The sequence below is a fragment of the Pseudomonas sp. HN2 genome (assembly GCF_020736465.1).
In the GTDB taxonomy this organism is placed as follows: Bacteria; Pseudomonadota; Gammaproteobacteria; order Pseudomonadales; family Pseudomonadaceae; genus Aquipseudomonas; species Aquipseudomonas moraviensis_A.
On the sequence record NZ_CP085885.1, the window covers coordinates 3,251,796 to 3,270,933 of the forward strand.

General features: G+C 61.8%; 13 protein-coding genes. 6 read left to right on the top strand and 7 right to left on the bottom strand.

Going from position 1 to position 19,138, the window contains the following annotated elements; translation table 11 throughout:
- Nucleotides 1-29: 29 nt before the first annotated feature.
- The 5 genes from LIS66_RS14100 to LIS66_RS14120 all read left to right on the top strand — a co-directional run bounded on the left by LIS66_RS14100 (nt 30) and on the right by LIS66_RS14120 (nt 4,812).
- On the top strand, nt 30-1,184 hold the full coding sequence (locus tag LIS66_RS14100; protein WP_227972395.1) for a MalY/PatB family protein: 1,155 nt from the start codon (nt 30-32) through the stop codon (nt 1,182-1,184).
- Nucleotides 1,185-1,392: 208 nt separating this feature from the next.
- Nucleotides 1,393-2,250 (top strand): glucose 1-dehydrogenase, encoded by an 858-nt coding sequence (locus LIS66_RS14105; RefSeq protein ID WP_042610034.1) that lies wholly within the window; start codon nt 1,393-1,395, stop codon nt 2,248-2,250.
- Between the two features lie 87 nt (nt 2,251-2,337).
- Nucleotides 2,338-2,949, top strand: coding sequence for a Yip1 family protein (locus tag LIS66_RS14110; protein WP_227972396.1), 612 nt, complete (start codon nt 2,338-2,340; stop codon nt 2,947-2,949).
- A gap of 42 nt (nt 2,950-2,991) precedes the next feature.
- On the top strand, nt 2,992-4,335 hold the full coding sequence (locus tag LIS66_RS14115; protein WP_042610036.1) for a cation:proton antiporter: 1,344 nt from the start codon (nt 2,992-2,994) through the stop codon (nt 4,333-4,335).
- A gap of 18 nt (nt 4,336-4,353) precedes the next feature.
- Nucleotides 4,354-4,812 carry a hypothetical protein gene (locus LIS66_RS14120; protein ID WP_227972397.1) on the top strand — a complete coding sequence of 153 codons (459 nt, stop codon included), beginning with the start codon at nt 4,354-4,356 and terminating at the stop codon, nt 4,810-4,812.
- A gap of 230 nt (nt 4,813-5,042) precedes the next feature.
- On the opposite strand, the gene LIS66_RS14125 is transcribed toward LIS66_RS14120, so the two are convergent.
- The 4 genes from LIS66_RS14125 to LIS66_RS14140 form a co-directional block, all read right to left on the bottom strand.
- Entirely contained in the window at nt 5,043-5,576 is a 534-nt protein-coding gene (locus LIS66_RS14125; RefSeq protein ID WP_042610038.1) for a hypothetical protein, read from the bottom strand.
- Nucleotides 5,577-5,655: 79 nt separating this feature from the next.
- Nucleotides 5,656-7,575: a hybrid sensor histidine kinase/response regulator gene (locus LIS66_RS14130; protein WP_227972398.1), complete on the bottom strand. Its 1,920-nt coding sequence runs from the start codon at nt 7,573-7,575 to the stop codon at nt 5,656-5,658.
- Complete coding sequence (locus LIS66_RS14135) at nt 7,568-9,898, bottom strand: ATP-dependent DNA helicase (protein WP_227972399.1); 2,331 nt, start codon at nt 9,896-9,898, stop codon at nt 7,568-7,570. Before LIS66_RS14135 ends, LIS66_RS14130 begins: the two co-directional genes overlap by 8 nt.
- Nucleotides 9,895-11,547 (bottom strand): VRR-NUC domain-containing protein, encoded by a 1,653-nt coding sequence (locus LIS66_RS14140; RefSeq protein ID WP_227972400.1) that lies wholly within the window; start codon nt 11,545-11,547, stop codon nt 9,895-9,897. The genes LIS66_RS14135 and LIS66_RS14140 overlap by 4 nt, the downstream gene beginning before the upstream one ends.
- 197 nt (nt 11,548-11,744) lie before the next feature.
- On the opposite strand from LIS66_RS14140, the gene LIS66_RS14145 reads away from it, so the two are divergent.
- Entirely contained in the window at nt 11,745-11,969 is a 225-nt protein-coding gene (locus LIS66_RS14145; RefSeq protein ID WP_042610041.1) for a YgdI/YgdR family lipoprotein, read from the top strand.
- Nucleotides 11,970-12,099: 130 nt separating this feature from the next.
- On the opposite strand, the gene LIS66_RS14150 is transcribed toward LIS66_RS14145, so the two are convergent.
- From LIS66_RS14150 to LIS66_RS14160, 3 genes are all read right to left on the bottom strand, one after another.
- Nucleotides 12,100-13,953, bottom strand: coding sequence for a polyurethanase (locus LIS66_RS14150; protein ID WP_227974516.1), 1,854 nt, complete (start codon nt 13,951-13,953; stop codon nt 12,100-12,102).
- A 244-nt stretch (nt 13,954-14,197) separates the two neighbouring features.
- A complete protein-coding gene (locus tag LIS66_RS14155; RefSeq protein WP_227972401.1) occupies nt 14,198-15,886 on the bottom strand; it encodes a polyurethanase in 1,689 nt (562 codons plus the stop codon).
- A 58-nt stretch (nt 15,887-15,944) separates the two neighbouring features.
- Nucleotides 15,945-19,022 (bottom strand): autotransporter serine protease, encoded by a 3,078-nt coding sequence (locus LIS66_RS14160; RefSeq protein WP_227972402.1) that lies wholly within the window; start codon nt 19,020-19,022, stop codon nt 15,945-15,947.
- Nucleotides 19,023-19,138: the final 116 nt, after the last annotated feature.

Here is a 19,138-nt window from a genome sequence, read left to right on the forward strand (position 1 = left end):
GGACCAATCCCGCCTTGACGAGACCGCGCATGACTTTCGATTTTGATCAGCTGTTCGACCGCCACCACACCGGCAGCACCAAGTGGAGCCGCTACCCGGCCGATGTGTTGCCGATGTGGGTCGCTGATATGGATTTCGCCGCGCCACCGGTCATCATCGAAGCCTTGCAGCAGCGCCTGCTGCACCCGCTGCTCGGATACAGCGTGGCGCAGGACAACCTGCGTGAAGCCATCGTCGCCGACCTCTGGAACAAGTACGCATGGCGGGTCAAACCGCAGGAACTGATTTTCCTGCCGGGCGTGGAGTCGGGCTTCAACATGGCGCTCAAGGCGCTGGTGCAGGCGCAGCAGAATGTCGTCGTGCAAACGCCGAACTATCCACCGCTGCGCCATGCGCCGGGGCATTGGGGTCTGAACAGGGTCGAGCTGGAATTCGACGCCCAAGCCGATGGCACTTACGCCACGCCGCTGGAATCTTTGCGTGAGGCGCTCCAGGGCGGTGGCGCCCTGCTGCTGAGCAACCCGCACAACCCGATCGGCAAGGTCTTCGACCGCGCAGAGTTGCAGGCAGTGGCGGACATTTGTGCAGCGCAGAACGCGTGGATCATCTCCGACGAAATCCACGCCGAACTGTGCTTCGACGGCCGCGTACACATTCCCACCGCGTCGCTGAGTCCGGAAATTTCCAAACGCACGATCACCCTGATGTCGGCGAGCAAGGCGTACAACATCGCCGGTCTCAAGACCTCGTTCATGATCATCCAGGACGCCACCCTGCGCGAACGCGTTAACCACGCGCGCTGCGGCATGGTCGACAGCGTCAATCCGCTGGGCATGGAAGCCACCCGTGTCGCCTACAGCGAAGCCGGGCCGTGGCTCGCTGAAATGAAAACCTACCTGCAGGCCAACCGCGACTGGCTGGTGGACGCCGTGCGCACGCGCCTGCCGGGCGTGACCATCAATGTGCCGCAGGGCACCTATCTGGCGTGGCTCGATTGCACGGCGCTGGACCTGCCGGATCCGCAGCGGTTCTTCCTTGAACAGGGCAAGGTCGGGTTGAGTGCCGGACTGGATTTTGGCGACGCTCATCAGCAGTTCGTACGCTTGAATTTCGGCTGCCCGCGGGCGTTGCTCGAAGAAGGGATTGCGCGGATGGAGCGGGCGCTGACCAACCGCAATCTCTGAACTCAAACAGATCCCCTGTAGGAGTGAGCCTGCTCGCGATAGCGGTCTGTCAGTCACCTAATCCTGGCTGACAGACCGCTATCGCGAGCAGGCTCACTCCTACAAGGGGACCGGTGTTCAGCAGAAATCCAGCGCAAATCCGATCGAACTCAAGGCAAACCCGCCGGGTCAACCCGGAACACTGGCCTTGAAATCAGGAGACCCTGCGATGACTGACTATCCAAAACCACCCTTCCCGAAACAAGCCCAACCGGTACCCGGCTCGCAACGCAAAATGGAACCGTATCCAGACTGCGGTGAGCAAAGCTACGTCGGTTCCGGCCGCCTCGCCGGCAAGATCGCGCTGATCACTGGTGCCGACAGCGGCATTGGTCGCGCGGTGGCGATTGCTTTTGCCCGTGAAGGTGCCGACGTCGCCGTGGCGTACTTGAATGAACACGAGGACGCCAAGGAAACCGCACGCTGGGTCGAACAGGCCGGGCGTCAGTGCATCCTGCTGCCGGGCGACATTGCCGAGAAGGCTCAATGCCAGGCGCTGGTCGACCAGACCGTCGAGCGCTTCGGCCGCATCGACATACTGGTCAACAACGCCGCATTCCAGATGACCCACGAGAACTTCGAAGAAATCCCCGATGACGAATGGGTGATGACCTTCGACGTCAACATCACTGCCATGTTCAGGATCTGCCAGGCGGCGATCAAACACATGCGCCCCGGCTCGTCGATCATCAACACCAGCTCGGTCAACTCAGACATGCCCAAGCCGACCCTGCTGGCCTACGCCACCACCAAAGGCGCTATCGCCAACTTCACCGGTGGCCTGGCGCAGATGCTCGGGCCGAAGGAAATTCGCGTCAACAGCGTCGCGCCCGGCCCGATCTGGACTCCGCTGATCGTCTCGACCATGCCCGATGAAGAAGTACAGAACTTCGGCGGCAGCACCCCGCTCGGCCGTCCGGGCCAACCAGTGGAAGTCGCACCGATTTACGTGCTGCTGGCCTCTGACGAAGCCAGCTACATCACCGGCCAGCGCTATGGCGTGACCGGCGGCAAACCGATGCTGTAACCGTGCAGCAGAAAAACTGAACCCGAGCGGCATGACATCCCTCCATACCTGTAAGCGCCTACGGGCCATCAGGAACAGGAGGTTGTCATGTCCGCCCCCCTCGTCAGACTCTTCACCCAACCCAACTTCGCCTGGACCGATATCCGCCGCGAAGAAGAAACCCATCCCCGCCATTACCTCGCCCATTTGCTGTTGCTCGCGTTGATTCCCGCCGTGTGCCTGTTCATCGGCACGACCTATGTCGGCTGGAGCCTCGCAGTGGGTGAAAACGTGCGCCTGAGCACGGCCAGCGCCCTGCAATTGAGCGTGCTGCTGTACGTGACGATTGTTGCCGGCGTGGCGATCATGGGCGGCTTCATTCGCTGGATGTCGCGGTCATTCGATGCGCGCCCGACGCTGAATCAATGCATCGGTTTTGCCGCCTACACAGTGACGCCGTTTTTCATCGCCGGGATCGCCGGGCTGTATCCGAGTCGCTGGCTGGCGATTCTGGTACTCGGCGCGGCGTCGATCTATTCGACATTCCTGCTGTTAGTCGGCCTGCCGACGTTCATGCATGAGCGCAAGGAACAGGGCCTGTTGTATTCCGCGTGCGTGTGGGGCGTTGGCCTGCTGGTGCTGGTGACCATGCTGGTGTCGATGATCCTGCTGTGGTTCAACGTGCTCATCCCCGAGTACCTACGCACGACCGTGAGCTGACCCGGTGCGCCTGTCCTTGAACACTCATTGCAGTGAGCGGTCATGAGTTTCGGCGTATGGGTTGCGGTGCTCGGCGCCGTGCTGCTGATGCTGGCCCTGACGTCGTCGTGGTTGCGCTGGATGCCGGTCACCACCTCAGCGGTGTGCCTGTTGCTGGGCATCGCCATCGGTCCGAGCGGTCTCGACCTGCTGAAACTGTCGCTGGAAGAATCGTCGTTGTGGATGGAGCACCTGACGGAAGTCGCGGTGCTCTTTTCCTTGTTCGTCTGCGGGCTGAAGCTGCGTTTGCCACTGACCAACAAAACCTGGCGCATTGCGTTCGGCCTGGCGGGGCCGGTGATGATCCTGACGATCATCGGCGTCTGCCTGTTGCTGCACTGGGGCCTGCAATTGGCATGGGGACCTTCGCTGCTGATCGGCGCGATGCTGGCGCCGACCGACCCGGTGCTCGCGGCGCTGGTGCAGGTCAACGATGCGCAGGACGTCGACAGCGTGCGTTTCGGCCTGTCCGGTGAGGCTGGTCTCAACGATGGCGTGGCCTTCCCTTTCGTGATTCTCGGCTTGCTGTTGCTGCATAGTGACGGCAGCGCCGGCGAGTGGCAGCACTGGGTGATCCGCAGTCTGTTGTGGGCGGTGCCGGCGGGTCTGCTCACCGGTTACTGGATGGGCCGCGGCATCGGCCGCATCGCGCTGTCACTGCGCATCCACAACGAGGACAGCACCCTCGGCCCCAACGATTACCTGACCCTCGCGCTGATCGCGCTGTCCTACGTGGTCGCCGATGCGATTGGCGGCTACGGCTTCCTTGCAGTGTTCGCCGCCGGCCTCGGCTTGCGTCAGGAAGAAGTGAAATCCACTGGCATTACCGAAGTACCGGCCGAACATCTGGTGCAGCCGGTGGTCGGCCATCAGAACGTCGAACCGGAGAACGCTGTGCATGGCGACACCGAACAGCTGGAAGACAGCCAGGTTGCGGCGGGGATCATGATGGGCGACATGCTCGCTTTTGGCAGTCTGGTCGAGCGGGCGATGGAGGTGTTTCTGGTGACCTTGCTCGGCGTCGTGCTGATAGCGCATTGGGACTGGCGTGCGCTGTGGATCGGCGCCGTGCTGTTTTGCCTGATCCGTCCGTTGAGCGTGGCACTGATGCCGTGGGGCAAGCTGCTCAGCGGGCCGCAGCGTTTGTTGATCGGCTGGTTCGGCATACGTGGCATCGGCAGCCTGTTTTATCTGTTCTTCGCGCTGAACCATGGCCTGGATTCCGACGTGGCCAAGGTCTGCACCGACCTCACCCTGTCGGTGGTGGCCTTGAGCATCCTGCTGCATGGCATCAGTACACAGCCGATGCTGGCGCGGTATGAAAGCTTGAAGCAACGAAAAAGCTGATTCTTCCGGCGCTGCGTTTTGCCGGAAATCATCGAAGATTTTTCTGCAAAAAAATGGATCGCCGAGCGCGCCCCAAGGGTCACAACTTTAACCGCGCCAATCATCCAGCGCGGCCCGGCAGGTTCGGTTCCCCTGCGGTGCATAGCCTGTCAACGGAACCCCGACACAAACAAGGTTACAGTCATGAACGAATGCTCGACTCCTGCGCAAATCAAGGCTTGCAGAGCACTGGCTCTGGAACGCAATCGTCAACTGTTCGAAGAAGCCCACGAACTGAACCGAGCGGCGAATGCGCTGCTGGAACAGACACCGACCGACTTCGAACGCTTTGAGCAATACCGGGCACTGCGCAAGAAAGCCGACGCGAAATTTGAAGATGCGATTGATCATCTGTGTGTGCTGAACGAGGATTTCCCGCCGATTCCGGCGGCGTTGCAGAATGCTGTTACTGCGCGGCGTGAGCTGGAAACGGCGTGATAAAAGTCAAAAGCCCCTCACCCTAGCCCTCTCCCGGAGGGAGAGGGGACTGACCGGGGTGTTCTTTCGTTATTCATCGACCTGAAAAATCGCGTCGACTACAAGTTTTGAAAAGCGTGAAAATCGGCTCCCTTTCCCCCTCGCCCCTCTGGGGGAGAGGGCTGGGGTGGGTAAGATCTCACAGACACCACAAAATCCAGCACCTGTCCCCTGCCCCCGACCAACCCACCTCAAGGATTGGTCACCTGAATAAACACCGCATACACCCCCAACATCACCCAGAACGTTGCAAAGATCCAAGGCGTGCGCACCGAGAACAGCAGCGACTTGCGATAGCCCTTGTGGCTCGATTCCATTTCACTGAACAGCGGCGATTCGTCATACGCCGCGCCCATCACCGGCTCGCTGTGCAGCAACTGGCTCTGCTTGAAGTGCCAGTGATCGATGATGTCGTACGCCGCGCGAATCCCCGGCCAGGCATTCAGTGAACTGAGCACGCCAAGCAGTGCCAGAAACGGCGGCACGACGAGGGTGAACATCTTGCCCCACTCCGGATTGAGGTTGGCCATGCACGAGGCGAAGGCGATCACCAGAAACGACTGCGCTGCCAGGTAGGCGTCGGTGCGGTTGGCGAGGATGCTGGTTTCGTACTGGATTTCCCGGCGATAGAAATCCAGCCGCTCCTTGGGTGAGCCAAACATCTTGGCGTCGTGTTCGGCCAAGGCTTCTTCAACAGCGCTTGGCTGGGTCAATATGCGAGGCAAGAGACGTGCCCTCCAAAAGTGAACAAGACCTTTTGGAAAGGCACGCGTCCAGACTAGTTCAGCCGGATCGACCAGCGCGTCACTTCATCGACTGGGCGATGATCTGCACCAGATTCAACTGGGTGAACGGTTTCGGCAGGCGCGGCAGTTCGGCGGCGAAACCTTCGAGGCGTTCGGCGTAACCGGTGGCGAGAATGATCGGCAGATCCGGCTTGAGCAGGCGCAGGGCATGAGCCAGTTGCGCGCCGCTCATGTGCGGCATGGCCATGTCGGTGATCACCAGATCGATCACCTCGCCTTGATCGAACATCGCCAACGCCTTGGCGCCGGAGGTCGCGCCGATGACGCGATGGCCGAGGTCTTCGAGGAGCAGGCTGGTGCTGGTCAGCACCAGTGAGTCGTCGTCGACCACCAGCACACTGAGCCTTGGCACCGCAATGGGCGCCGCGTTGCTATAGACCGGTCGGCTGACCGGACGCTCAAGCGCCACCGGAATCCACAGCTCGGCGGAGGTGCCCCGGCCCTTCTCGCTCTTGAGAATAAAGCGCCCGCCCAACTGCTCGATAAAGCCATGCACCATCGACAAGCCCAGGCCGGTGCCCTTACCCAAACCCTTGGTGGTGAAGAACGGGTCGCGGGCGCAGGCCAGCGTGGCTTCGTCCATGCCTTCGCCGCTGTCGATGAGGCTCAGGCAGACGTAACGGCCTGCCGCTAAAGTCGAATGAGTTTGCTCAAGCACCACTTCCGCCTGCGCCTGGATGACCACCGTGCCGCCATCGGGCATGGCGTCGCGGGCATTGGTCGCCAGATTGAGAATCGCCAGTTCCAGCTGATTGCTGTCGGCCAGCACGGGCTGAAGATCTGCGGGGAAGCGCGTTTCGATGCGAATCCCCGGCCCCAGCGAGCTGCGCAGCAGCCCGGTGATGCCTTGCACCAAGTGCGGGATATCCACCGATTCGGTCTGCAGTTCCTGGCGGCGGGCAAAGGCCAGCATGCGCTGGGTCAGCGAGACTCCGCGCAAGGCGCCTTGAGTGGCATTCTCCAGCAGTCGAGCGATTTTCGGCGCGTCGCCGATGCGCTTCTGCACGATCTCGAGGTTGCCGAGAATCACCGTCAGCAGGTTGTTGAAATCATGGGCGATACCGCCGCTGAGTTGGCCGATCGCCTGCATCTTCTGCGCCTGGAACAACGCCTCGCGGGTCTTTTCCAGGGCCTGCTGCGCTTCGTGCGCCTCGGTCACATCGCGGGTGATCTTGGCAAAGCCGAGCAGCGTGCCGGTGTCGCCGCGAATCGCATCGACCACCACGTGGGCCAGAAAGCGCGTGCCATCCTTGCGCATCCGCCAGCTGCGGTTCTCGAACCGGCCCTCGCGGGTGGCAATTGCCAATGAACGCTGGGGCTCGCCGAGTTCGCGGTCTTCGGGGGTGTAGAAAATCGAAAAATGCTGGCCGATGATTTCTTCCGGCAGGTAACCCTTGATGCGTTGCGCGCCCTGGTTCCAGTTACTGACGCAACCTTCGGGGCTGAGCATGTAGATCGCGTAGTCGGTGACGCCCTGCACCAGCAGGCGGAACTGCTGTTCGCTTTGCTTGAGGGTTTCCTCGGCCATTTTGCGGTCGGTGAGGTCGCGGGTGATCTTGGCGAACCCCAGCAGCTTGCCGTTGGGGTCGATGATCGGGTCGATCACCACGTGCGACCAGAAGTGCGTGCCGTCCTTGCGCACGCGCCAGCCCTCGCCTTCGAAGCGACCTTCACGGATCGCAGTGTCCAGCGCCCGTTGCGGCATGCCGTTGGCACGGTCTTCAGGGGTATAGAAGCGCGAAAAGTGTTCGCCGATGATTTCCGCTTCTTCGTAACCCTTGAAACGCTTGGCGCCGGAGTTCCAACTGGTGATGGTACCGTCGGGATCGATCATGTAGATCGCGTAGTCGACAACCGCGTCGATCAGCAGCCGGAAACGGCTGTCGTCGATCGCTGCGGTTCTGTTGTTCTCACTCATCACACTCACCAGCCACTGTCATGGGCTGAAGTATGCGTGAATCCGCCGATTTGAAAAGTGCCGGCTCGCTTTTGATCGCCCACCAGCGCGGCAACAACTGCTTGATGCGGCTTTCGGCAAAGCGATCGTCGATGAGCATCACCGTGCCGCGATCCTCGCGGGTGCGGATCACCCGTCCGGCGGCCTGTACGACTTTCTGCATCCCCGGGTACAGATAGGTGTAGTCGTAACCGGCGCCAAAAATGGCGGCCATGCGCCGCTTCATCTGCTCGTTGACCGGGTTGAGCTGCGCCAGTCCCAGCGTGGCGATGAACGCACCGATCAGCCGCGCGCCGGGCAGATCGATGCCCTCGCCGAACGCCCCGCCCAGCACCGCAAACCCGACGCCCTGGCTGTCGGCGCTGAACTGGTCGAGAAACGCCTGCCGCGCGCCCTCGGCCATGCCCCTCGACTGCAGCCACTGAGTGATCTGCGGGTGGCGCTCAGCCAATAATGTCGCCACCTGTTGCAGGTAATCGAAACTGCTGAAGAACGCCAGATAGTTGCCCGGGCGCTCGCTGAACTGGCGCGCGATCAGCTCGACGATAGGCTCCAGCGAGGCCTGGCGATGGTTAAAACGGGTGGAGATCTGGCTGACGATGTGCACCTGCAACTGCTCGGCGCTGAACGGCGATTCGACGTCGATGCACACCGTGTCGGCGGGCGTGCCGAGCAGGTCAGCGTAATAGTTGCGCGGGCTCAGCGTGGCCGAGAACAGCACGCTGCTGCGCGCCGCGGTCAGGCGCGGGCCGATGAACGCCGCCGGCACTACGTTGCGCAGGCACAGTTGCGACAGCGGACGCTTGCGGTCGAGGTCGCGTTTGCTGATATCGAACAGGTAATGCTCGTCGTACAGCTCGGCGACCCGGGCGAATTGCAGCAGATCGAAATAGAAGTTCTGCAAACCGCTGTCGAGGCCTTGCGGATGCTCGTTGAGGTAATCGCCGATGGCCGCGCAGCACAGGGAAATGGCTTGCAGGAGTTTGTCCGGGGCTTTGTCGTAGGCCTGATAAGCCGCCAATTGCGGCGCATGCAGCGCGTTCCATTCGCGGTTGACCCGTTGCAGGGAATTCTTCAGCGCTGCCGGCGCGGTTTTGCGCACGCTGGCGAGGGTGAACTGGTCGAGACTGGCGCTGTACATCTGCCGGCCGCGCTCGACGAGGTTGTGGGCCTCGTCGGCGAGCACCGCGACTTTCCACTGATTGAGCTGGGCGAGACCGAACAGCAGCGCACTGAAATCGAAGTAATAGTTGTAGTCGGCAACCACGACGTCCGCCCAGCGGGCCATTTCCTGGCTCAGATAATAAGGACACACGCTGTGCTGCCCGGCGACTTCACGCATCGCTGCCTGATCCAGCAGGTTGATCTGGCTGGCGGCTTCGCGGGCGGCCGGCAAGCGATCATAAAAACCTTGGGCCAACGGACAGGATTCGCCATGACAGGCTTTGTCCGGGTGTTCGCAGGCCTTGTCGCGGGCGACCATTTCCATCACCCGCAATGGCAAATCAGGTGTTTGTCTGAACAACACCTGACTGGCATCCAGCGCCAGTTTGCGCCCCGGGGTCTTGGCGGTGAGAAAGAACACCTTGTCCAACTGCTGCGGCGCCAGCGCCTTGAGCATCGGAAACAGCGTGCCGAGGGTTTTGCCAATGCCCGTCGGCGCCTGGGCCATCAGGCAGCGCCCGGTGCTGACAGCTTTGAACACCGATTCGGCCAGATGCCGCTGGCCAGGACGAAAATCCGCGTGCGGGAACGCCAGTTGCTGCGCGGCCAGATTGCGCGCCTCGCGGTGGGCCATTTCCTGCTCGGCCCATTGCAAAAACAAAGCGCACTGCTGCGCGAAAAACCTCTTCAGCGCTTCGGCGCTGTGGGCTTCGACCAGGCAGGTTTCCTTTTCGCTGACGATGTCGAAATACACCAGCGCCAGATTGATCTGCTCCAGTTGCAGTTTCTCGCACATCAACCAGCCGTAGATCTTCGCCTGCGCCCAGTGCAGCTGGCGATGATTGGCCGGTTGCCTGCTCAGGTCGCCGCGGTAGGTTTTGACTTCCTCCAGGCAGTTTTGCGCCGGGTCGTAGCCGTCCGCCCTGCCCTTGACCCGCAATTCGCCGAACTCGCCCTGCAGCGCTACTTCGCTCTGGTACTGCTCGCTGCGCCGCGAAGCCACGGTGCGATGGCCGACGATGCCTTCCAGCGCCGTCGGCGAGGGGGTGAAGCGCAGGTCGAGGTCGCCGGTCTTGGCGGTGAACTCACACAGTGCGCGGACGGCAACGCTGTAACTCAAGCGCTCTGCTCCGCCCATTGCACGTAACACACGGCCACCGGCATCTGGTGCTCGTGGCAGAACTCCAACCAGCGCAGTTGATTGTCCTGCAAGCGGTCGCCGGGGCCTTTGACTTCGATCATCCGGTAGGTCTTGTGCTGCGGCCAGAACTGGATCAGGTCCGGCATGCCGGCGCGGTTGGCCTTGATGTCGAGCAGCAGGCGCTTGAACCAGTGCTTGAGGTGGTCAGCGGGAAGGCAGGCCAGCGCCTGTTCAAGCAATGCTTCATTGAGCGCGCCCCAGAACACGAACGGCGACTGAATCCCCCATTTATCGACAAAGCGCTGGCGGATCGTCTCGGCGTAGCGGCCGTCGTCGAGCTCGCCCAGACACGCCTGAAACAGCTCGGCGCGGCGCTCGAGGAAATCTTCGCTGAGCAGATCGACCGGGCCGCGCTGGAACGGGTGGAAGAACGCTCCCGGCAACGGCGCGAAGATCGCCGGCCAGCACAACAGGCCGAACAGCGAGTTGATCAGGCTGTTCTCGACGTAATGCACCGGGCCGTCATCGGCATGCAAGTGCGCTTGCACATGGAATTCCACCGACCGCGCCGGATCGACGCGTGGCAAGTGCAAGTCGAGGCGCTCGACCTCTCTGGTCTTGGCTCGCTTGAGCGGCGGGCCACCGAGTTTGCGCCGCAGACGCGGGACGATGCGTTGCAAGCCCTGCTGCTCGGCGGCACTTTGCGGCGCCTGTTCGGCCAGCGTGCCGAGCTCCAGCGCCAGCGCATATTCGCCGCAGCGTTCGAGCACGCGGATCATCCGCAGTCTTGCGCCCGGATAGGCGCAGTCGCGGTAAACGCTCAGGGCCAGGGCGAAATCGCCGATGCGCTCGCCATACTGGCCGATCTGGAACAACGCCTTGGCTTGCCGGCGGCGCAGCCACGGGTTGTCGAAGTGCACGGCGTTGATCTGTTCGACGATCTCCTCCAGCGGCTCACCCGCCTCGAAACGCAGTTGGCACTGATGCAGGAACAGGCAGGCGTCGACGTCTTCGCGACTGCGCAGGCCTCGGGAATCAGCGCAGAACTCGACTTTTTCATAGGTGAAGATGCCAAGGTCGGCCAGCACGAACTCCGACCAGTCCTGATACAGATTGCCGAAGAACATCAGCCGCAGGCGATCGCAAAGGTCCATCAGGGTCAGGCTGAACAGCCGATCCGCCAGTTGCGGCGCCCAGGCGTGCAGGGTTTGCGCTTCGGTGAACTGGTCAGCCAGCAAGGGCAGCCATTCATCCTTGCGCCCTTTCGGCTGGCCTATGAAGGCGCCGAATGCCTGCAGCAGCTCGGCCTTGAGCAAAACATCGAACAGTTCTGCGAGGGTCAGCGCCGCGCGGTCGTCGAGCCAGCCGTGGTCGAGCAATGGCTGCGCCGCCTCAGCGATATCGCCGATTTCCAGATAATTGAGTTTGCTCGCGCGAAAATGAATGCCCTTGCGCATGACCATGCGCACCAGCAATCCCTGCGAGGCTTGCGGCAGCGTGTTGAAGTCGCGGATGAAGCCGTGTTCGCGTGCGCTCATCACATCGGCGTAGCGAAGTCCAAGCCAATCAAGCACTTGCCGGAAGTTGTTGAGGTAATAGAACGGATCGTCGAGAGGGTTGGAGGTCACGGGAATTCAAAGCCACGGCAAGCGAACACTGGTTATGCGTACAGATACCAGCTCAGCCCTCTCCGGCGCAAACGGAAAAAGATCAATGGTGTTTTTTTTCGCGCCGTGATCGAACTTTTCCGCCGATGCTGGCACCAACCGCGTTAGAGGGCCGACAATGCCCGCAATCACATTCAAGCAAGGAGTAAGAGGTGGGTATGAAAATCAAGATGCTGGGCATTCCTGTAGCGGTCGCAGCCCTGTTGGCGCTGGGCGGCTGTTCGACCCAGACCGTGGTGACGCTGCAGAACGGCACCCAATACCTGACCGAGGACATGCCCAAGACCAAGACCGAAGACGGCTTCTACGAATTCGAGGATATTTCCGGAGCCAAGGTCAAGGTTCGCGCTGATGAAGTAGCGACCGTTCGCAAGGAAGACTGACTTGGCTTGAATGATCGTTCCCCCGCAGAGCGTGGGAACGATCACATACCCATTGTGGCGAGGGAGCTTGCTCCCGCTGGGGCGCGCAGCGCCCCAGCGGGAGCAAGCTCCCTCGCCACAGGGTTGTGCGTCAGGCGATCACGATGCCATCGCTGCCGAGGCTACCAAGCGCCACGCCGACCAACGTCACCGAATCCCCACCAAACGTCAGCAGCGTGTCCTGCCCAACCGCTGTGGCATGCGCGCGCAAATCTTCCCCCGGCAACACACCCTGCACGCCAAGAAACACCAGCTTGTCGTTGGCTGTATAGCCCACCACACGATCCTGGCCGAACGCGCCGTGGAACAGAAACGTATCCGCCCCGCCGCCCGATTCCAGCAGATCATTGCCAGCTCCGCCGACAAACACATCGTTGCCCGCGCCGCCGAGCAAATGATCATTGCCCTCCAGCCCGAACAGCCAGTCGCCGCCAGCGTGCGCCTTTAGCGTGTCAGCGCCGGCCGAGCCTTTTACGCTCGATTCATAAGCGGTGAAGTTACTGCCGACTTTCAACCCCGTGGCAGTGACACTGTGCACCACGTCATCCTTGAAAACGCCCCAGAGAAAGCCCGGCTCCTTGGTCACGATGCTGCCAATGTCGCGGGTGATGCTGACTGCGCCGTTGGCATCGCGGATGTACAGGTTGCCGGCGCCGTCATTGGCGAAATCAAAGTTCTTCACCGTCTGCTGCAAGTCGAGCGTGTTGCTGCCCTGCCCGCCCAGAATGATGTTGTAGCCACCGCTGTCGCGGAAGCTGTCATTGCCGGCGCGTCCTTCAAGGTAGTCATTGCCATTGCCGCCCTGGATCAGGTCGTTGCCGTCACTGCCGATGATGAAGGTGCTGCCCTTGTGGGTTTCGGCGTTGCGGTTGAGGTCTTGCACCCACGTGTTGGCCCGGGCCGGGTCGGACAGGTTGGCGACGATGATCGTCGAGTCGCGGCTGGTCAGGTCGTAGAACTTCGATTCCAGCACGCGGGTCATGCCGTCGCCATAACCGGTCGGGAGGTGCGAAATCCACGTCGGAATGTTCAGGATCGAATACGGCAGCACGTTCCACGCGCTCGAGGCGTAGTGGTCGTTGAAGCTGACGATGTTGTCGGTGGTCGATACGTGCGGCGCGTCGTGCACGCCCAGCGAAGCACTGCTGAAGGTCGAACCGTCGAGGGCGCGAAACACCGGGTCGTTTTCGTAGCCGATATTCAGCACTTTGTCGCCGCTGCTCTGGGTCGGCGAGGCGTAGGCGATGTAGTTGGAATCGGCGAAAAAACCGCCCCACTTGCCGCCACTCAAGTCGGCCATGCTGTTAACTGCCAGGCCGCCGAGGCTATGGCCGCTGACTAGCACGTCCTTGCCGCTGAGGCCGTTGGCCCGGGCGAATGCGACGACATCGTTGAGTAGGTTGCCGAAAGCTTCGCCGACGTAGTTTTTCGCGTAATCGGCCGGGCCGAACGCTGCGAGCAGATCGCTGATCACGTCGCCAATCGAATCGCCAATGAGGATCTCCCGCGGGCCGCTGGTGCCACGAAAGGCAATGCCCAGTTCGGTGAGATGCCCCTGGGCGTCGTATTTGCCGAGGATTTCCACCTGCGCGCTGGTATAGCCGGCCTTCTCGCCGAAGAACGTTCCGCGTGCATCGGTCTTGCCGTCGTAGCCCAACTGCGCGGCGCTGATTGGCGTCCAGCCGGCCTTTTGCACGGCCTCGAGGGCGAGTTTTTCCGAGTCCGGATTCCACGGGATACCGGGGATCACCCCTTGCGAATCGGTGCCGCCAATCAGCGCGCTGACCAGCGTCGCCGGCAGGCCGAGGCCGAAGCCGTTGTGCTGGTAGCCGGCGGCGAAACCATTATCGAGGTTGTGATAGGAATACAGCGTGATCGCCATGGCATCGCTGAACAGCGCCTTGGAATCGGCCGTACCGAAGTTCTTGTAGTCGTATACACCCATTGCCATTGCCTCTCTTGTTGTTGGAATTGTCAGAGATAGCTCACAGCCAGAGCGCAGGGCTCCGGAGCATTCATTACATTTCGCACATTTCCCTTTGTAGGAGTGAGCCTGCTCGCGATAGCGGTGTGTCAGTTGAGAAATTTTTATCTGAAACACCGCTATCGCGAGCAGGCTCACTCCTACAGTTGAAAGCGTTTCGTCAGGAGTAACGCCGTCACATTCTGGATCTCCTGCACATCTGGAATCAGGCGAAGACGAAGCTCGAATCAGACAGGTTAGCCACGCCCACGCCAATCAGCGTCACGGCAAAATCGCCAATCTTCAGCACGGTGTCGGCGCCGGACTGCGCGGCATGCTGCTTGTAGTCATAGCCCTGCCCCGCGCCCTCGACGCCCATGAACAGCAATTTGTCGCTGCCCTGATAACCATTGATCGCATCAAAACCGAACGCGCCGCTGAACAGGAAGGTGTTGTTGCCACCCATCGCCGTCATCACGTCGTTGCCGGCGCCGCCAACGAAGGTCACCTGCGCCTTGTCGCTGATCAGTTGATCATCGCCACCGAGGCCGAACAGCCAGTCGCCGTCCGCCGTGGCGTGCAGCGCATTGCCGTAGCCATCACCGCTGAGCGAATGGTTGTACCGGGTCAGTTCGCTGCCGTTGCTCAAGCCCTTGGCGGTGACGCCCCAAGTGAGCTCCTTGCTGCCCCACCATGAACCGGCCTCCTTGCTGACCAGCGCGCCGATGTCGCGGGTCAGGCTGATGCCGCCATAGGCGTCGCGCACGTACAGCGTGCCGTCGCCGTCGTTGGCGAAGCTGAAGTTCTGCAGCGGTTTCTGCAGATCGAAAGTGTTGTGGCCTTGCCCGCCCAAAATCACGTTGTAGCCGCCGTCATCGCGGAAACGGTCATCGCCGCCCAACCCTTCCAGAAAATCGTTGCCCGCCCCGCCCTTGAGCCAGTCGCCGCTCTGCGAGCCGATGATGAAAGTGCTGCCGGTGTGCGGCTCGCCGCTGCGGCCCAGGTCCTCGACCCAGGTCTTGCCCCGCGACGCTTCTTCAAGATTGGCGACGATGATCGTCGAGTCTCGCTCCGTCAGGTTGTAGAACGCCGAATCGATCACTCGATTCAAGCCATCGGCATAGCCCAGCGAACTGTGCGCCGACCAGTTCAGCGGGTTGACGATGCTGAACGGCACCAGGTTCTGCGCCGTGGAGGCGTAGTTGTCGGTGAAGTTGACGAGGTTATCGGTGGTCGATTCGTGCGGCTTGTCGTGCTTGCCCATCGACGCCGTGCTGAACGTGGTGCCGTCGAGCACGCGGAACACCGGATCGTTCTCGAAACCGATATTGAGCACCTGGCTGCCGACGCTGCTCTGGGTCGGCGAGGCGAACGCAATGTAATTGGCGTCCTGGTAGAAGCCACCCCAGTTGTCCGCGCTCAACTCGGCGACGCTGTTGACCCCGAGCCCACCGAGGCTGTGGCCGCTGATCAGCACGTCCCTGGCAGCAATGCCGTTGCCAATCGCGAAAGCGGCGACGCCCTCAAGCAGTTTGTCGAAGGCGTTTTTCGCGTAGTTGCTCGCATAATCCGATGGCCCGACCGCTGCCAGCAGATTGTTTTTCAGATCGCCGAAGGTGTCGCTGTAACCGAGCCCGCCGGTGCCGCGAAAGGCAATGCCGAGGCCGATCAGTTTGCCAGCGGCGTCGTATTTGCCGAGCACTTCGGCTTCGGCGCTGGTGAAGCCGTCCTTTTCACCGAAAAACGTACCTTGCGCGCCGACCTTGCCCTGATAGCCCAGCGCCGTCGCAGTGACCGGCGCCCACGCGGTGGCGGGCAACGGTTCGCCGGTGGGCGTGTAGGCATACAGCGTCAGTGCGATGGCGTCGCTGTACAAGCCTTTGCCGTCGGCATTTTTGTAATCGAACAGTCCCATGTGCAGCGCTCCCTTTTCGTGAAAAACCGGCAGCCCGTGAAGCGCTGCCGGTTACGCCTCAGAACTGCCAGTCGAGGGTCAGACCGACGCCGTGATCCTTCTCGTTGGAACCGATCAGGCCGTTGTAATCGAGGTTGACCCGCACGTCGTGATTGAGCGCCAGACCGGCACGTACACCGACTACGGCGGCATCGCGATCCATCGACACGCTCTGCACGGTGAACGCGCTGTTACCGTTGGCGAAGGCCAAGTGGCTGTCGGCATCGACGCTGCTCAGGTTGTGCTGCCAGCCGAGGCTCGCGCCCAGCTCCAGTTGATGCTGGTCCGACAGGGCAAAGCTGCGCTTGGCACGCACGCCGAGGGTCGACAGCACCACGTCGCGGTTGTCTTCACCACCCTTGAGCGCGGCGGCGTCACCCTTCTCGGTGAAACTGTCGGTGTTGAGGTGGACGTAGGACAGATTGGCGAACGGCTCGAGGTTCATCGGTTGCAGGCCCAGATCGTAGGCGGCCTCGGTGAACAGTTGCGCGGTGGTCGCGTCACGCTTGGTTTTCTGTTTGCCGCTGACGTCGCCGAACTGCAGATCACGTTTCACATCGATGCGATGCCAGCTGTAGGCGCCGCCGACGGTCAGGCGCAACGCGTCGATTTCATGGCCCAGATACGCCCCCAAGTGGTAGCTGTCGACCGACGCCGAGGAATGCGTGCCGCTGCCCATGCTCAACGAACTGTCGCTGTAACCGGTGACGAAACCGAGACGGGTATCCTCTGCAATCAGACCGTCGACACCGGCCAGCAGCCCACCGATGGAGCTGTTGGAGTCGGCATTCTCATGTCCGCCATCACTCTCGCCCCACGATCCGAGGACCTTGACCCAGACGTTACTGCGATCATCCATCGGCGCATCGGCATTGAACAGATCACGCTCACGCAGACGCTCGCCGACCGCTTCGCGCAGGTAACGGCTGTCGTTGATCAGCAGCGTGCCAATGGCCGGGTGGATTTCACCCGACAACTGTTGAAAAGCCTGCTGCGCCGACGCCGCGTTTGGCGACAGCAACAGGGTTTCGAACAGCGCATTGCCTGCGCCCAGACGCTCGGCGGCGGCACCGACGGCGCGCTGGTTGGGCGTCAGACCGACGCTGGCAAACGATGCCTCATTCCGCCCGACGGCCAGTTGAATGCCGCCCGCCGAGTAATCGAGGGTGCCGCCGAGGAAGGCGTAATTCGGCAAGACCTGACCGAAGCGCCCTTCAATGCCACCCGCTGCTTGCAGGATGTTGTAACGGGTGCCGAGCAGGCTTTGCACTTCGCCGGTGCTGAGCAAGGTCGGGCTGTTTTCCAGTGACAGGCTCACCGTGGCGCCTTCGACGACCGCTTTGCCGCTCGCAACGATCTGGTCGCTGCTGGTTGGCGACAGCTCTACGGCGTAGGTCGAACCCGGCGCGAAGGTCACGTCACCGGCCACATTCAGAGTGCCGATGGAATTGCCCGGTGCCACCGTACCGCCGCTATTTACCGCCAGTGCGCCGATGCGGCCGTTGCCGCCGAGAACACCACCATCATTCACCGTGACCGCCGATTGCAGCGAGCCATTGATTGCCAGTCGCCCCTGATTGACCAGGGTCGGGCCGCTGTAAGTGTTGTTGCCGGTCAGCACCAGGGTGCCGATGCCTTGCTTGGTCAGACCGCCGTGGCCACCGATGTCGTTGCGCCAGGTGTCGAGGCCGCAAGTGATGTCGCTGCACACGCGCTCGGTCGGTTTGCCCTGATCGATGATCGCGCCGATGCCCGGCAAGTCAGCAACAAACTGGCCGGAGCCGTAAGCGCCCTGCACGCGGAATTCCTCGGCAATATCCTGCTCGGTCACGAACATCGCCGGGCCGTCGATGGCTTTGCGCAGATTGATCATGCCCCAACCGTACAAGGCGTCGATGCCCGGCGCGCCGAGGTCGGTCGCCGTAGTGCGCAACACGCTGGCGACCTGATCGCCGCTCATGTACGGAAAGCGCTCCATCAGCACCGCGATGGAACCGGCGACGTGCGGTGCCGCCATCGACGTGCCGTTGTAGTTGGCGTAGCTGGTGGTCAGGTTGCCGGCGTTGGTGCCTTCGATGATCGAGCTGTAGATCTTCGTGCCCGGCGCCGAGACGCAGTAACTCGCCGTGTAGCCGCAACGCGAGGAGAACGTGCTGATCACGTAGGGGTTGGCGCTGGCAGTGTCCGGGTTCTGCTGCAACGCGGCGACGGTGATCCAGTTCGGCGCGATGTCCGGGACGAAATAACCCAGGCCGGCGATGGCATCCGGGTTGTTGAGGTTGTAGTCGTTGCCGGCGGCGAAAATGGTGACGATGCCGCTGCGTGCGGCGGCAATCGCACCGTCGTAGGCGCCGCCCGGTTTGGTGCCGAGCAAGGTGCGGATTTCGTTGAATTGCAATTGCGCGTCGTTGACGGTGAAGTGCGGGTACGCCGGATCGCGGCCGCCGAGGTCGAAGCGGTCGGTGATGCCGATGCCCCAGCTGTTGTTGATGATCCGCGCCCCGCTGGCGATCAGCGCATCCCAACCGGCCTTGTACACCGCACCATCGTTGCCGCGAACGATGCCGTCCTCCGGCCCCGGGTCCCCGTTGTCGGCGCTGATGATCTGCGCGCCGAACGCGACGCCATGCATCACCCCGCCGTCGCGACTGCCCGCCGCGATGCCGCCAACGTGAGTGCCGTGGGCGCCGAGTTTGCCGTTGGAGCCGACCGAGGGTGAACCGTCATACAGGAACGCATCGCCGGCCTTCACCGGAATGTACGGGTCGGTGTATTCGCGGATACCGCTGGTGACCAGGGTCACCACTTTGTTGCTACCGGAGAACTCCGGATGCGCGGCGTACACCGGCTGATCGAAGATCCCCAGTTTCACGCCTTTGCCGGTGTAGCCGGCGGCGTAAGCGTAATCCGCGCCGATCGCGCCCAGGCCCCAGTCTGCCTTGAATTCATTGCTGCGCCAACTCGACGGATCGCCGCTGCGGCCGTTTTCCACGTAAGGCGCTGCCTGCGCCATCGCACTGGCACAGAGCATTGCGACTGTCAGGGTTTTCAGGGCAAAGCGGCCACCCGATTGCGCGGGGGTATTGTTGTTATCCATCCACGACCTTCCTTAGTGATGTTGCGAAAAATCCTGTTGTCTGTGCTGCCGTGCACGCTATTTGTGGCGAGGGAGCTTGCTCCCGCTCGGCTGCGCAGCAGCCGTAAAATCAGTCA

What these genes read in the sequence shown, in the direction of transcription:
- LIS66_RS14100 (WP_227972395.1), top strand. Translation starts at nt 30, where the DNA reads ATGACTTTCGATTTTGATCAGCTGTTCGACCGCCACCACACCGGCAGC.
- LIS66_RS14105 (WP_042610034.1), top strand. Translation starts at nt 1,393, where the DNA reads ATGACTGACTATCCAAAACCACCCTTCCCGAAACAAGCCCAACCGGTA.
- LIS66_RS14110 (WP_227972396.1), top strand. Translation starts at nt 2,338, where the DNA reads ATGTCCGCCCCCCTCGTCAGACTCTTCACCCAACCCAACTTCGCCTGG.
- LIS66_RS14115 (WP_042610036.1), top strand. Translation starts at nt 2,992, where the DNA reads ATGAGTTTCGGCGTATGGGTTGCGGTGCTCGGCGCCGTGCTGCTGATG.
- LIS66_RS14130 (WP_227972398.1), bottom strand. Translation starts at nt 7,575, where the DNA reads ATGAGTGAGAACAACAGAACCGCAGCGATCGACGACAGCCGTTTCCGG.
- LIS66_RS14145 (WP_042610041.1), top strand. Translation starts at nt 11,745, where the DNA reads ATGAAAATCAAGATGCTGGGCATTCCTGTAGCGGTCGCAGCCCTGTTG.
- LIS66_RS14150 (WP_227974516.1), bottom strand. Translation starts at nt 13,953, where the DNA reads ATGGGTGTATACGACTACAAGAACTTCGGTACGGCCGATTCCAAGGCG.
- LIS66_RS14155 (WP_227972401.1), bottom strand. Translation starts at nt 15,886, where the DNA reads ATGGGACTGTTCGATTACAAAAATGCCGACGGCAAAGGCTTGTACAGC.
- LIS66_RS14160 (WP_227972402.1), bottom strand. Translation starts at nt 19,022, where the DNA reads ATGGATAACAACAATACCCCCGCGCAATCGGGTGGCCGCTTTGCCCTG.